12 protein-coding genes are annotated in these 14,101 nt (G+C 67.5%); 5 read left to right on the top strand and 7 right to left on the bottom strand.

The window, feature by feature from the left end; all coding sequences use genetic code 11:
- Window positions 1-1,226: 1,226 nt before the first annotated feature.
- A complete protein-coding gene (locus tag C0216_RS11045; RefSeq protein ID WP_246042472.1) occupies window positions 1,227-1,979 on the top strand; it encodes an NUDIX hydrolase in 753 nt (250 codons plus the stop codon).
- A 113-nt stretch (window positions 1,980-2,092) separates the two neighbouring features.
- Here C0216_RS11045 and C0216_RS33400 read toward each other — a convergent pair whose 3' ends face one another.
- From C0216_RS33400 to C0216_RS33395, 6 genes are all read right to left on the bottom strand, one after another.
- Window positions 2,093-2,677 (bottom strand): NUDIX domain-containing protein, encoded by a 585-nt coding sequence (locus C0216_RS33400; protein WP_162793163.1) that lies wholly within the window; start codon window positions 2,675-2,677, stop codon window positions 2,093-2,095.
- Window positions 2,678-3,064: 387 nt separating this feature from the next.
- Window positions 3,065-4,465, bottom strand: coding sequence for a glutamate ligase domain-containing protein (locus tag C0216_RS11035; RefSeq protein WP_114055098.1), 1,401 nt, complete (start codon window positions 4,463-4,465; stop codon window positions 3,065-3,067).
- The gene (locus tag C0216_RS11030) at window positions 4,462-5,262 is read right to left on the bottom strand and encodes an NTP transferase domain-containing protein (protein WP_114055097.1); all 801 of its coding nucleotides are present in this window, start codon (window positions 5,260-5,262) and stop codon (window positions 4,462-4,464) included. The genes C0216_RS11035 and C0216_RS11030 overlap by 4 nt, the downstream gene beginning before the upstream one ends.
- Window positions 5,263-5,286: 24 nt before the next feature.
- Window positions 5,287-5,949 (bottom strand): gamma-glutamyl-gamma-aminobutyrate hydrolase family protein, encoded by a 663-nt coding sequence (locus tag C0216_RS11025; RefSeq protein ID WP_162793162.1) that lies wholly within the window; start codon window positions 5,947-5,949, stop codon window positions 5,287-5,289.
- Window positions 5,946-8,891 (bottom strand): PEP-utilizing enzyme, encoded by a 2,946-nt coding sequence (locus C0216_RS11020; protein ID WP_114055095.1) that lies wholly within the window; start codon window positions 8,889-8,891, stop codon window positions 5,946-5,948. Before C0216_RS11020 ends, C0216_RS11025 begins: the two co-directional genes overlap by 4 nt.
- A 419-nt stretch (window positions 8,892-9,310) precedes the next feature.
- Window positions 9,311-9,478, bottom strand: coding sequence for a hypothetical protein (locus C0216_RS33395; protein ID WP_162793161.1), 168 nt, complete (start codon window positions 9,476-9,478; stop codon window positions 9,311-9,313).
- Between the two features lie 267 nt (window positions 9,479-9,745).
- On the opposite strand from C0216_RS33395, the gene C0216_RS11015 reads away from it, so the two are divergent.
- Window positions 9,746-9,991, top strand: a complete 246-nt coding sequence (locus C0216_RS11015) for a hypothetical protein (protein ID WP_114055094.1) — start codon at window positions 9,746-9,748, stop codon at window positions 9,989-9,991.
- Window positions 9,992-10,531: 540 nt separating this feature from the next.
- Here C0216_RS11015 and C0216_RS11010 read toward each other — a convergent pair.
- Entirely contained in the window at window positions 10,532-10,816 is a 285-nt protein-coding gene (locus C0216_RS11010; RefSeq protein ID WP_114055093.1) for a hypothetical protein, read from the bottom strand.
- A 600-nt stretch (window positions 10,817-11,416) separates the two neighbouring features.
- Here C0216_RS11010 and C0216_RS11005 point away from each other — a divergent pair.
- The 3 genes from C0216_RS11005 to C0216_RS10995 all read left to right on the top strand — a co-directional run bounded on the left by C0216_RS11005 (window position 11,417) and on the right by C0216_RS10995 (window position 13,831).
- Entirely contained in the window at window positions 11,417-12,211 is a 795-nt protein-coding gene (locus tag C0216_RS11005) for a hypothetical protein (protein ID WP_246042470.1), read from the top strand.
- Window positions 12,212-12,326: 115 nt separating this feature from the next.
- Window positions 12,327-12,734 (top strand): hypothetical protein, encoded by a 408-nt coding sequence (locus tag C0216_RS11000; protein WP_114058595.1) that lies wholly within the window; start codon window positions 12,327-12,329, stop codon window positions 12,732-12,734.
- Complete coding sequence (locus tag C0216_RS10995) at window positions 12,731-13,831, top strand: hypothetical protein (protein ID WP_114055091.1); 1,101 nt, start codon at window positions 12,731-12,733, stop codon at window positions 13,829-13,831. Before C0216_RS11000 ends, C0216_RS10995 begins: the two co-directional genes overlap by 4 nt.
- The last annotated feature ends 270 nt before the right edge of the window (window positions 13,832-14,101 follow it).

Below are 14,101 nucleotides of genomic sequence, written 5' to 3'. Positions count from 1 at the left end.
GCGGCTGCGGCCAGTGCAGTTCGACGAGCAGGTTCCTGGGCCACTCGTCGATGGTCAGCGGGAAAGGAGGAGCACGGCGGCTGCACTGGCCACCTGCGTCCATCCGTATGCGGTCGCGTCGAGACCATCGGAGTTCATGAGCTTCGGCCAGTGCGGTGAAGACGCTGCCGGCGTAGGTGAGAGCACAGAGGCTGGCCAGGGAGAGCAACCACAGGCGGCTGCCAGGCAGGGCGTGCGAGTAGCTGGGACCGGCTGTACTCCAGGCCCGGTCCGGTTCTTCGGGGCGGGAGCAGAAGCACCGCGGCGCTCCCGGACAGTGCGCGGGCGCAGGCGTTGACCAGAACAGCGTCGGTAGTCCCGCTGTGGAAGCGAGGCACCTCCCGTGTGATCCGGCGAGCGCGGCTCCGATGTTGACGCAGAAGTGGCGCCACAACCAAAGCGGCCGTGTCGGCCGCTGTCGCAATACCGGTCTTGTCGGATGCCGCAGCAGGCACCAGGCGATGGGTGAGCCGACGGCGACGGCTACGAAAGGAGCGATCTGCCTGGCTCGATCGGGATACAGGTCGCGCACGGCGACCGGGTCGCCGGCGCCCAGCGGGCGCACGCCCTCCCTGCCAAAGGCCGGGGGGCTGCGTTTTGGCAACCACCTCGGCGAAGATCACGGTTTCCTTCTAGATCGCAGTTGAAAGGGAGAAGCAGCCGCTCAGCGTGTTTCGTTGTAACCGCACTCGGAGCACGTGTGCGTGACCTTCTTGCCAGCGCGGATGCCGTAGGCGATCGACTCCATATCGCTGGCGCAGTTCGGGCAGTTCATGGTTCGGCTCCTGGCGGAACAGGGATGTTCTTCAACGTCGGATCCGGATCAGCTCTGCTGATCCCTTGTGCTCACTGCCTTCACGGGGCGAGTAGGGCGGGCCACGAAAAAACACAGCACCCCGGCGCCGCGCCTGCCCGAAGGCAGAGCGCGCACCGGGGTGCTGGGGAAGTCGGAGCTGCAGAGATCTCCAGGGACACGCCCCAGGGATCATCTGCAGCGCTCAGAAATCAAACCTCTTCCGTGGTCGGTCTGCACGGTGTGCCCCACTGGCGTACGCCGAGGATCAGCCGGCGCACCTGACTCCTGAAGGTGTAGCTGTGGCCGGCATGGACGTTCTGGAAAGAGACCGCCATCCTTCGATCCGGACCAATCTGCTCGCACGTCGCACGCGATGTGAGAGCATAGGTCAGTGACTAACGCATCCTCTGGTGTAGAGATTTTCGATGTCCGTCGCATCCGCTTTGTCGAAAAGGCGTGGCACCCAATTTCTGAGCCAGACCGCCTGACGATGGAACGTGCTTGGTCTGAAGCGGTTCAGGAAAATCCGAACCTTTTCGATGGGCCCACAGTAGCTTGCATGGATGTAGAGTGGAAGGAACCAGGGAGTTTGATTCTCTCCTGGGCAAGGGCGGCATACAGATACCGTATGCTGCGTCAGATTCCCGACGCTCCCTCCGTTTCATCCGTTTTCGTGTGCGTTGCCCAGCCGACGGAGGACGGACGTCTTTTGGTGGCCCGTATGTCTTCTTCAACGTCCACCCCCGGACGATGGCAACTGCCGGGGGGCTCCATGGAGCCCCCTCTTAGGGGTGAGTCTCTCGATGTGGCTCCGCTGCGCCGACATGCGGCACGAGAGCTTATGGAGGAGCTCGGCATCGACACATTGCCCGAATCCCTGTCTCTGTGGGTTGTCACGCGTGGCGCGCGGGGTAGTGTCGGTTTTGTGTTTCGCGCCCCTGCTCTGCCCGCCGAATTCCTGCATCAACGATTTGCGGCTTTGGTGTCCTCGGAGCGAGAACAGGGTCGGGCTTCTGAACTCGACAGGATCGCACTGATCGACTCCGAGGCCGAGTTGTCCCGTCTTGCCGGGGAACAAGTGGACTACCTGCAGCCGATCGTCCGCCGGAATTTTGCGTTTTCTGGTTCTTCTGGTTCCGCTTAGTCCCTGTCGAGGGTCTGGGCTGGGTTCGCCCTCCCAGGGGAGGCCCGCCGGTTTTCTCTCTGTGCATGGTGCGGCGTGTGCTGCCTGGTCCGATGGCCAGGCAGCACTTGCAGTCATTCCTCGGTGAACTCCAGGCCGGTTTCAGGCACGTACTGGGCGGGACGTGTCGTGCGGGGAGGCCAGATCCGTGAGACTGCGTGTGCTTGTGCGTCTCCCTCCGGCCCCCAGCCGAGCAGCAGGTTCGCCTGTCGAGCAGGAATGAGTACCCGTTGGTACTTCTCCCCGGTGTCGCGGTCTGGGGCTGCGGAATCGAGGCCCCGCAGGAGTGCTGCCATGCGCAACTGAGCGTAAGGCGGACGGCCGTGCTCCCGCACTTGCTGATAGCCCAGCGGGTAGGGGGTGCTCAGCCTTGCTTGCACTTCTTCCTCTGCCTCGCGGGCCAGGGTTTCGCAGGGGCTCTCCCCGGCTTCGGGGCGCCCTCCCGGCAGGCTCGGAACGCCGTGCCGGTCGAGCATCACCAGAACACGGCCATGTGGATCGACGAGCCATCCCCAGGTCTGTTGCACTGGTATCTCTTCGGGCGGTGTGAGGCCGGGATGCCAGGTGAAGCGGGATCGGGTTCGCTCTGCTTTGGTTGCGTGTTGGAGAAGGTTGCGGCCCTCGACAAGCCTCAGGGGCTCCTGGCGGGTCGGCGACATGGTGTTGAGGATCGTTGCCCGGCATACGGCTTTCAGCCGTGACGCGGCAGAGGGTGTCATGGCAGCGGTTGCCTGACCCACTGGGGTCAGGCAGTGTCCGGCTGAGGGTGGAGCACTGCCGGGAGACAGGCGTGCGGACATGACATGGACGGTCTGCGGTCCGTTGCAACCCTCGGCTTCGTCGACGGCCAGGAGCGTTGTCTCTGCGAGGGAGAGGTTCAGGCCGGCTGCCAGACGTCGTGCTGCGCTGTAGGGGTTCTCGTGGGTCCGAATTCTGCTGTGGGGTAGGTCCCCGGGGCGGGGGCCGCCCTGCGTGAGCAGGACGGCCCCTTCGCGCGTAGTGACCAGCAGGGCGGTGAAGCGTGCCGGTCGGTGGCGGGTGGACATCTACTCTCCGGCTTCCTGTGCGGGACTGCCGAGGGCGTTGACGGCCTGCCGGTGCAGCGTGGCGAATTCGGCTGCATTGGCGTCGTAGCCGGCGGTGGCGATGACGAGGCCCTTCGCACCACCTCCCGGAATTGGCAGGTCCATGTCATTCTCGATGGCGTGTGCGACGGTTCCCGAGCGGCGAAGCAACGCGGTAAGCCGGACATCAGCGTCCGGGTCCTCCCCTCCCGGGGCCGCGTTGTCGCCGACAGGCAGGACCCATACCGCGTCTGCCCCGGACAGCGCTTCCGGCCAGGCGGTCAGGTCCCGCTTGTTGCGGCGTCCCCAAGGGGCCACCGCGACGACGAGGGTCCGGTCGGGGTGGGCCTGGCGGAGTGCCTGGATGAGGGCACGGACCTGATCCGGCTGACGTGCGTTGTCGTCCACGACGACCAGTCGCTCGTCCGAGTGCACGACGCTCATGCGCCGTCCCGGCAGACGGAAGTCAGCCAGTCCGGCGGCAATGTCGCTCGTCTGGAGCCCGAGGTGCAGCGCGGAGACGATGCCGCAGGCTGCGCCGGGAATCAGATGTGGTCCGGGAGCGGGGACGGTCCACGTTCCGGCATCGCGCCCGCCATGGGTGAGCCGGAAGGTGGAGCCCTTGGTGTCCTGCCGCAGAACGTGAACCTGCCACGGACCGCCGGCCCCGATCACCTCGATCTGCCCGGCAGTTCCGGCAGCGGCGAGGTGGGGGGACATCAGGCCTGCCACCTCGGAGGGCATGACGATCAGGCCGGGAGGAGTGGGTCCTTCGGTGAGAAACCTGGTCATGCTCCGCTCGAACCCGGCCGTTCCGGCGCCGAGATCGTCCTCGTGGTTCTGCACCATGTTCAGGGCGATCACGATCTCAGGGGTCAGTGCGCTGTAGGCACTGCGGTACTCGCAGGCTTCGACCACGGCCCATTCCCCGGTCGTGAGTTCTCCGCCGCACAGCAGCCCCGGCACGTCGGCTCCGATGTAGGCGGAGGGAGCGACACGGGACAGGATGCGGTGAACCATGGCTGCGGCAGTGGACTTGCCCAGCGATCCGGCGACGGCCAGGATGCGCTTGCGGTGCTCGGAGAACAGGTGCTGGACGAATTCCAGCCGCCCCATCTGGTGGATGGGGGCAGCCGTGTTCACGGGCACAGCCGCACTGGAGACGAGCAGGTCGACGTCACGGGGCATGTGATTGACGCCGAGAGCCACCGGTACGCCGTGGGCGGTGAAGATGTCAGTGCGGTGGTTGGGCACCAGGTCGTCGCCGGTCACTCGCATGCCGGCGGCCAAGGCCAGGGAGGCGGCAGGGGCGATTCCCTTGCCACCGAGACCGCTGAAGTGCACAGCCGTCGGGAGTGTGGTGCTGGGGAGGGTGTTCGTCATCGGTTGTCGCCGTCCTTTTCGGTGGTGTCGAGTGCGCAGATGGCGGCCAGGCGCCCAAGGCGGTGCAGTTCCTCGTAGCGGTCCTTGTCCTCGGGGGTGTCGACCTCCAGCCAGCCGCCGCGGACAGGCACGGTGTGAGCTGTTCCGCCGGCGTTCAGCCAGGCGCTGAGGAGAGTGGTGGTGTCCCAGTGCTCGGCTGCACTGTCGGCGTCGAGGGCGTCGCGGTAGAAGGAGATGAGCTGTCGGGCGCCGTCCGGGTCCAGACGCAGGAGTCCCATGAACTGCGCATGCACCTCGTGCAGGCCACGAGGGGCGCCGCCGATGTCCAGCAACCTTCCGTTGGCGTCGAGGATGAGGCGTTCCGCGTCGGCAAGGGGATCCGCCATGCGCTCGCTCCACACATCGAGCCAGGCGGTGTTGACTGGCAGGGTCAGCGGAGCGCGCGGGGCGCTCAGCAGAGTGGTCACGACGCGAGGCTCAACAACGATGTCGCTGTAGGAGATGACAGCGCCGTCCTCCAGCAGGCCCGCGTCTGCGGCCACCAGGAGGCTGGCGGCCATGTTGGTGTGGGCCCACCGGGGGCTGTGCAGGGTCCGGCAGCCGGGAGCAGCCTTGTTGATGAGGTCCGACTGGTAGCCGGTGACGATGGTGATGTCACTCAGCCCCGCGGTACGGAGGGCGTTGAGAAGCCGGGTCAGCAGGGGGATTCCGGCCAGCGGCACGAGGGATTTGGGGCGCTGGTCGGTGAGCGGACCGAGACGTGAACCGCGGCCGGCCGCGAGGATGATGGTGCGCATGTGCGGGTGCTCCTTTGTCTGGGATCAGTGGGACGGATTCGTGGAGTGGTTGAGGATGAAGGTGAGGGCATCAGCGGCGGGACCTGCGGGAAACTCTCGCTCGGGGTGCCACATCAGTCCCCACCAGGGCAGGTCACGGTGGGCGAACGCCTCGACGGTGTCGTCCTCCGCCAGGGCGAGGGGGCGCAGTTGTTCGGGCAGACCATCGGCTGGGATGGCCCAGCGGTGGTGGGAGGCGACAGTGAACTGCTCGGGCCACGGCCAGGGGGCGTCACCTGTGCTTCGGACGTGGTGGCGGGTACCGGAGTGGCCGTGCTGTCCGTCCACGAGCCGGGCACCGAAGCGGTGGGCGATGGATTGAGCACCACGGCAGATGCCGATGACTGGTGTCCGCAGTTCCTCCGCCTGCTCAAGGAGCCACGTTTCGACGCGGTCTCGTTCAGGAGCCACGTCGTTCGGGTCCGGGACGGACGGCAGATCGTTGCCGCCGGTGAGGATCACAGCCGCCAGGGGCAGGCCCCGCAGTGTGCGCTGAGCGAGGGGGAGATTGTTCGGTACGGCCAGGAGGCGTCGGTTGCTGACCGCTTCCAGGGCGTACCACTGGCGGTCCAGGTAGTCGCCTTCTTCGGATCGGTGCGGGTAGGGGACGTGGCGCTGTGTGATCGCGATCCATCCAGGTTCCTTCACCGGATCACCTCCAGTCGGCGTGCGTCGCAGTCGACGACCAGGCGGTCGGCGACGGCGCAGGCGGCATGGGACTGGGGGCCGGCTCCGATGGCTGCCGGGATGCCGAGTTCTGCGCACCGGATGGCCATGTGGCTGTTGGCCCCGCCGTATGCGGTCACCAGTGCTCCCGGCCGGTGAGCGAAGATCCAGTCGTAGCCGGGGTCGGCGGATTCGATGACGATGATGCTGCCGGACTCCGGCGGGCTGGCCGGTGCGGGAGCAGCGTGCACACGTCCGTCCACGCGTCCGGTGCCGATGAAGTTCGTGCGCCCCGATCCCCGGCGGAAGCAGTGCAGGTCGCCGGTGTCGGTGATGACCTCGGGCAGTTCCACCTGCGCCTCCGCGGCCCCAATGGCCCGACGGCGAAGTACGGTCGCAGGCCAGGTGTCCGAGGGTGTGGTCAGGAGGTCGGCGATGGTGAGGTGGGTGATGTCGTCGCGGCTCAGGCCAGCGGTTCCACCCAGCGTCGCGATGGTTTCCAGTGAGGCGCTGACCCATGCCGCGTAGACGGCCTTGCCGTGTTCGCGGGCGGTTATGGCTTTGCGGAAGAAGTCCTCCGCACCGTCCGCATCGATCCCCAGGGGCTCCAGTACGCCGGAGACCTGGTGGCTGAGCTCTGGGGACCACGGAGCGCCGCAAAGAGGTTCGACGTGGTAGACCTGGTCCAGCAGAGGGCGGAGGTAGCCTTCCGGGTCCTGCCCATAACTGGGGACCGTGAGGTCGTAGGTACCGGGTCGGATCCATCGGTTCCGGTCGACGAACGTCTCCCAGCTCAGGCGACCTGCGGCAACCTCGGCGGCGTCGCGCTGCATGTGCGTGGTGACGGTCCCGAGACCACGCATCCAGTCGTCGTAGCGGTCGGCCTGCCCCGCCTCGCGCAGCGAGCGCAGCAGGTCGACGGCTACGAAGCCGGCGCGGGCGAGATGAGCGAAGACCTGGCCCGCGCGGCGCGTCCGTTCGAGGGTGGCCTCGAGGCGACTGGGGTGGGTGTCCTTCTCCGTCGGCAGACCCAGCTGGGCGAGATCGTTCATGTCGCCCGTCAGCCGGGCGATGCCGGTCCGCGTGATGCGCAGGAGATGGTCGTGCAGGTTGTCGAGGGTCGTCTGGCCGACTCCCGACTGTGTGAGGTAGGAGGTGCGCTGGCTCAGATCGGGCGTCCAGCAGGTGGCCGCGATCTCGAATTCGATCTTGTCGTGCGAGTCCGGGTCCTGGCTCAGTCGCGCGATCTGTGCCTGGAGCACCTCGCGCGCCTGCTTCTCACTGAGGTCGGCCGGCAGGAAGGAGGCCAACGACGCGCGCACGTCGATGTAGGGGTGTCCGGCCAGGGTGTGCATGAGCGGGACACCACGCAGATCGCGGTACCCGTACTCCTTTCGCTGCCGTGCCCATGACAAATCGGTGATGAAGTGGCGGTAGAGCGAGATGGAGAGCGGGCGAGGTCGCCGGCCCAGCATCTCGGCAGGGTTCCAGTCCGCCATACAGGACAGGGCGGGCCGGTCTCCGAGCAGACGGTTGTCCGAGATGCTCATGTCCTCGACTCTCCGCCGGGCTGCCGACAGGATGGCGGTAATCTGGGCGTCGTCGGTCGTCCGGCCCCGCCCCGCGGCAAGCGGCCTGACCTGCAGCAGGTGCACGCCGTCTTCGGTGATCGCCAGTTCGGTGTCGAGGCGGTTCGTCCCTGCCGCATCCTCCGTCTGGGCCGCTGCCCCCAAAACGCGGGCGGCGAAGTCCGGCAGGCCGTGAGCGGACGGGTTCTCCAGAACACGCCCCAGGCTGTCCCGGTGGACGTACCAGGTGTCGACGTGGTCTCCGGTGCCGCTGGTGACCGTGTCCGTGCGCCCTGAGGTGCTGTCGAGCGCCGCCACGTAGTAGGGCGCTCCGGACACTGTGCGGGTGGTCACCACTGCGGCGGCGAGCACCGGCTGCAGAAAGCGCTGGACGAGCACCTTGTTGGCGGCGTCGGGGGCCGGGTAGGAGGCGAACACCTTGGTGATCGCCTGGGCCAGAAGCGTGTCACCGCCACCGGTCACAGGCACACTGTCGTATTCGCCGGCGGCCGAGCGCTCCCAGGAGTCTTCGGCAACGGCGCAGCTGCGGACGATCACGGGCGAGGTGCCGTAGACGCGGCGGATGTCGCGGAGTGCGGCTGCCCGGTTGTCTTGCCACGCCGTCCAGGTGAGCGTGTGGCCACGGTCGACATGCACTTCCGGCAAGACGGGAGCAAGTCTGCGCAGCGACACGTCCTTCCCTCCGAGCAGGAGCCGTGCCCGCTGGTCGCCGTCGGTCAGGGGCACCAGTCCGTGCTCACGTCCGTGGAACGGAACGTGATGCTCCTCGATGAGGTGCCGGACAGTCTCGATCACGGTTGCCTTGGCGCGCGGCGGGCAGTTGACGATGCAGGCGGCGTGGGCGCGCAGAGCAAGATGTCCGAAGCTGTAGGCGGCTCCCTCGTCGGCCTCCTTGCCCGTCCACACCCTGATTCCCTGGTCGTCAAGGAGGGCACGGCTGCACTCGGCGGTGGGCAGTGCCCTCAGCTGGCACCACAGCACGGAGGCGAAGGCGGTACGGTCCGGCAGCGACCGGAGATCGGTGTCCGTGTCCGTGTCCTGGAGTTCGACGACCGTGACACGGGTGCCCACAAGTTCGGTCAGGACCGAGGCGAGACGGTCGTTGTCGGACCACGGTCCCGCCGTCCTCGCCGGTCGGGGAAGTATCACGGCCACCTGCTTGGCCGGCGGGAAGCCGGTAGTGGCGTCCTTCGCAGAAGAGTCGTGGTCGTGCAGGGCGCCGGCGGGCGCCGCAGCCGGACCGGTCCGGCGGGCCGGCGGGCCGATCTGCGTGGTCTTACTCGTGTTGTCGGCCCCGCTGAACGCGACCGACAACTTCGTGGACTCGTGATTCATCAGGTTTCTCCTCCTACTGCGCGGGCAGCACAAAGCGCTGCCGTTACATGGGTGTTCAGGGAAAGGGGTTCAAGTGCGGGATCCGGCCTGGTCGCGGCCAACCCCGATGGGTGCAACACAAAGCCAGACGGGCCGTTTTGCCATGCGCCCGCTACCGAATCCGACGGCTTCGAAATGCGCACCCGCGGCCGTACAGGGCCTCGAACTTCACCGAACCGACTGCTGCCAGGTTCTGGCCGAGAACTGTCTGGGCCGCGCCGACGATTGGCCCCGCTGTCCGTTGTTCGGAGCGTTCGGCCTGAGTTTTTCTCATCGGATACAGCAAAGCGCCCGGATCGACGACGTCGTCCGAGCGCAGTTGGCTGATCGGGCTGAGATTGAGTTGTCCGCCATGTCCCCATCCGGATCGGCTTCGCCGATCAGATGATCTTCTCTTCCAGTGCTTCACCCGAATCAGCTGCGCTGATCGAATGCGCCGTCATTCCGAGCCCCGGATCGGCTTCGCCGATCGACCTCGCGTTCTTCGCCGAGCAATCCGGCCGCTCCCGGCCAGACCACGGCGTGATGTCCTCTGGCTCCTGCGCCAAGGCCTACCGTCTAAGGGTGCTGATGCGGGATCATGTCGGAACGGCACGTCATCAAGACCCGACGAGTTCCGGGACAGCTACGCTGACCGAATACCTCGTCACTCCGAACTCCGGATCGGCTTCGCCGATCAAAATCACGCTCCTCGCGAGCAACCGACCGCTCCCGACCAGACCACGGCGCGACGCCCCCCAGCCCGGCAACGGGGTTGGACGGCCGGCGGGTGCTGAACGAAATCGTGTGGAAGCCGCGGAGGGGGTCGGCGCGACGTGTCGGCACGGTACGCGCCCTGGAGGACCATCTACACCCGTTTCCGCAGGTGGGTGCTGGACCGGACGTTCACGCGAATGCCGCCCGCCCAGGCCATGAGGGACGCGATCGGTGACGGCTGGCTGGTGTCGGTCGACTCCACGGTCCCGCGGGCCCACCAGCATGCCGTGGGCGCCCGTGAAGAGGGGCAGGGCGGCGCGACGAAATGCGTGATCACGCCCTTGGACGCTCCCCAGGCGCACTGACCACGAAAGTCCACCTGCCCTGCGACGGCCGCGGCCGGCCTCTCGGCTTCGTCTTCACCGGCGGCAACGCCGACTGAACCCTCTTCGAGAAGGTCATGGACACCGTCAAGGTCCGCCGGGCCGGCGGACAAGAGCCACAGCTCCCGGCAGCCGTCACCATCCCGCAGACGTTCACGGCTTGAAGACTTGTACGTGTCCGAGATCCGTGATCTCGACCCCGCGGAGCGTTGCGGTGATGAACCGGAACACCAGGGCCATTGCGAAGACGAGGAATGACAGACGGCATGACACCGGGCCGGCGGATCAGGGTGAAAGAGCGCCGCGGCACCGGGCGGCGCGGCAGGTGTCCCGCCCGCCCCGAACCAGGGCGTTCACCCAGCCGGGCCGGCCGGGGTCGATCGGGACCGGTGCTGCTCGCCTGTCGCCGGGGCGGTGACGTTGGCGATCACGGGTGCTGTGCCTTCCGGGTCGGTCGGGTATGCGGCGGCCGGCCCGGGAGCGCCTGGGCGAAACCGGCGGCGGCCGAGGTGGTCGCGGCACTCATGCGTCGGCTTTCGTTCGCTGGGCGATCTCTTCGTCGAGTAGGTACGCCTCGCCCCACGGGTTCGGCTCCTCGACGGGACGGCCGTGCCTGATGTCGCGCAGCCGTTCGCGGCGGCGGTCCTGGACGTAGCCGCGGCAGAGCAGGGCGTCGTGCTGGGAGGTGGGCCAGTTCGAGGCGGTCGCGCACCACCCGCAGTGCGGCGTCCGGATCAGGCTGCGCCGGATGGCGAGGGCGAGCAGAGTGGCCACGCAGCCGAGCAGCGCGCCGATCGCGAGCACCATGTCGTGTCTCCGTCCGTCGTGGTGGTGTTGGCGGTGCGGAAGACGCCGGCGGCGGCATCTGCGCTCGTGTCGAATGTGAGGTCCTCGGGTGCCTCGTGGACCTTGCGGTTCGCGGTGGTGGCAACTCACCACCGGGATGGGTTCACAGCCTCGGTGCTGACCGGTTGGGGCCGGCGCTTGCTGCGCCCTGGCGGGTCGCACCCCAGGCAACGCCAAGGTCTGGGTGGTGCGCGCCGTGCATTGCCCGGCGCTCTCCCAGGGAGCCGACCGCAGCAGGTCGAGGCGATCTGGACTGCGAGGCACGGCCGTTCCTTGCACCAGGCTGCGCCTTGCTTTCGCAGAGCCCTCCGGATCAACTCTGTTGATCCCCAAGCGCCAGACGGGCCCGCAGCCACTCTGCGCAACCGAGTCCCGCTCTGTGCAGCCTCTACAACCCCTATCGCGCGACATTCCGACTCACCACAGACCACGATTGAATGGTCACTCGAATAAGATACCCTCAGAGACCAGTGGATCCAATCAGACTGGTCGGCAACAGGGGATGCGAGGCGAGAAGAGATGAGGACCTGGAGGACGAGGAAGGTTGGACTCTCCACTGCGGTGCTGGCTGCGGGCGCTGTGCTCGCCGGGTGCTCCAGCGGCAACGGCGGAACGGCCAAGGAGGCGCAGCCGTCGCTTGTACCAAGCCCGACCGCGAGCACCGCCCAGGTCGCCGACACGGCTCTCGGCAAGGCGCTGGACAAGCTCGCCTTCCAGGGCGCCGGAAGCTCCGGAAAGAACAGCGGAGCTTGCCTGGGTAGCGCGGTGCGGAAGGCGGGAGTGTCGGAGAAGGCGCTGGCCTACATCATCAAGGCCGACAGCGACGACATGGGCACGGTCATCGGCGGACTGAGCAAGGTGAGCGAGGACGACGCCGCTCTGCTGGCCTCGCGGTCGCTGCGCGAGGCCTTCGACGGATGCGTCAGCGAGGCCGTGCTTCCGAACAGCGGTAGCCCCAAGGCCCAGAGCTACACGCCGCCGGAGGCAGCCGCGAAGCCAGTGGTGGGCACGCCGAACCCGACGCCCGCCTACCCAGTCCGCGCGAATCAGCCGGTCAGCTCTTCCATCGAGCTCACCAAGGGCCTGGTCTCGATGTTCTCCTCCTACGCCCGTGACGAGAGCCAGAAGAAGACCTACGCGGCGGCCGGCCAGTGCCTGGCGACCTCGGTGTACAAGGCAGGCTTCAGCCAGGAGACGCTGCACTTCCTCGCCGGTGGTGCGCCGCTCGGCACCGGGTCGATCGTCGACCACGTGCCGAACGACAAAGACAAGGCGATCTGGCAATCCCCGAGGTTCACCCAGGAGCTTGTCGACTGCACGGCGAACGCGACGCCGACTCCCCAGTCCGAACCCTGAGCGGGTACCAATCAGACTGGCCCACCTGAAACCAAAAGAGTGGCAGATGTCTTATCCACCAGCGCCGATAGGGCGACTTCACGGATTGGCGAGGCAAGGCATGGAGAAGCCGCAGATGACTGCCGCACACGAGTTGGACAAGACGACGCAACCTCTGCGCGGCGCGAGGAAAAAGCCCTCGGGCGGGACACAGGGCAGCAGCGGTGGCCGCCAGGGCATGTTCGTCCGGCTGAGCTCGGACGAGAAGCAGCGCGCGGAGTACTGGGCCGACAAGCGCGGGTTCTCCTCGGTGAGCGAGTACGTGGCCGAGGCGGTGGTCGAGAAGATCCGGCGCGAGAACCTCGACTATGACCTGCCGACCCTGGAGATCGCGCGGCTCAATGAGCTCGTCGATCAGGTCGCGGCGCTGGCGAGGAACTCGGCGAACCTCGAACGCGTCGTCACCACGGGCTTCGACTCGCTGATCGGGCTCACCCGCGGCGACAACTACCTGCTCGACGAGGAGGACGGTGAGCTCGTATGAGCCGGGACTTCGCAGAGATGCTGGAGGCGGCCACGCCCACCGACGAGGTGATGGATGTGGACACGTCCTTCCTCGACGCCTACCGGCGGGGTGGAAGCGAGGAGTTGAAGCGCGTCCAGGCTCAGGCCGCACGGCCTGGGCCTGCGGCGCCAACACCCGAGCCGGAGGTGCGGTTCGATGAGACCGGGGCCACCGACTCTCAACTCGGGGTCGAAGGTCCGCGGGCTGACCTCGACGGGGAAGCCGGAACGGATCGCCCGAACCTGGAGCAGGACCGCGAGCCCGACGTCGGCAACTCCGAACGCGCCGGCAGATCCCATCAGCGCGGTGGCGCCGGCGGCGGGCAGAACACCGCTGACGGGGTGCTCCCGGGCGGTGTGCCGGCGGGCCCTGCGGCCGACGACATCGCCCCACCGGACGAGCCCGAGCAGGTGGGGCCCGGATCGCTGCAGTTCACCGGTGATCGGCGCGCCGCGCAGAGCGCGCCCTCGAAGAGGGGCTCGGGCAGCACAGCCGAGACCGCCACGCTCCCCCAGTCCGGCTTCCGGCTCGTCGGCATGCAGAGCCAGCCTCACATCAAGGCGCTGCCCGAGAGCGTCATGAACGCGCTCCGGGAGCAGCTGCGAGCAGCCGCGGTCCGTGAGCTGGGCGTGAGCGACAGCGCCGCTCGGGAGTTCAGCCGGCGGCTGAGCCAGGGCACGCTGGTGATGGCGTTCCTGTTGGCACAGCTCGACCTGCGCCTTGATGCCGATCCCGCCACCGAGCGCGCCGTGGAACTGTTCCGCTCCCGCGACCCGCTGCTGGGCAGCGTGTTGACACGGTTGATGAGCATCGAGGCTGTCGAACGCGAGCGGGACGGGCTGTTGCGCAAGGTGCGCGACGAGCTGGACGAGGTGCGCCAGACCAGCGCGGTGATCGAGCAGGCGCTCGCATACTCCATCGCCGACCGCACGGAGAACTTCCTGCGGGGCTCGCACAACCTTCATGACGCGCCGATCACACACAAGGAGGCGATCCATCTCCGGGACATGGCCCGTGAGGCGACCAGGAAGCAGTCGAGGCTCGAACGCGAGCGGGAAGGGCGGCCGATCCGATGACCGCGAGGAGCAAGGAGAAGCCCTCTTCCGTCCGTCAGCGCGGCAGGGCGTGGGGTTGTCAGGTCTCTGTGTCCAGGACCCGGGTGTGCGGGCATGGCCGCGCCGGCCTCGCGCCCCGAGGTCCGGGTCCGGGTCCGGGGGTTCCCTCGTCGCTGGACGAAGTCGAGCGCAAGTACGGCAAGGCCGGGCTGGGCCCCAGCGACAAGGCGAAGTACCCGCTGACGACCGAGAAGGGCCGGAAGCTCAGGCCGGCGCAAGCCGGCGAAATGA

The sequence above is a fragment of the Streptomyces globosus genome (assembly GCF_003325375.1).
In the GTDB taxonomy this organism is placed as follows: domain Bacteria; phylum Actinomycetota; class Actinomycetes; order Streptomycetales; family Streptomycetaceae; genus Streptomyces; species Streptomyces globosus_A.
This window is presented reverse-complemented; position numbering and strand designations above follow the sequence as displayed.

Coding starts and splice junctions, on each gene's coding strand:
- C0216_RS33400 (WP_162793163.1), bottom strand. CDS start 2,677: ATGTCGCCGACCCGCCAGGAGCCCCTGAGGCTTGTCGAGGGCCGCAAC.
- C0216_RS11035 (WP_114055098.1), bottom strand. CDS start 4,465: ATGACGAACACCCTCCCCAGCACCACACTCCCGACGGCTGTGCACTTC.
- C0216_RS11030 (WP_114055097.1), bottom strand. CDS start 5,262: ATGCGCACCATCATCCTCGCGGCCGGCCGCGGTTCACGTCTCGGTCCG.
- C0216_RS11020 (WP_114055095.1), bottom strand. CDS start 8,891: ATGAATCACGAGTCCACGAAGTTGTCGGTCGCGTTCAGCGGGGCCGAC.
- C0216_RS11010 (WP_114055093.1), bottom strand. CDS start 10,816: ATGGTGCTCGCGATCGGCGCGCTGCTCGGCTGCGTGGCCACTCTGCTC.
- C0216_RS11000 (WP_114058595.1), top strand. CDS start 12,327: ATGACTGCCGCACACGAGTTGGACAAGACGACGCAACCTCTGCGCGGC.
- C0216_RS10995 (WP_114055091.1), top strand. CDS start 12,731: ATGAGCCGGGACTTCGCAGAGATGCTGGAGGCGGCCACGCCCACCGAC.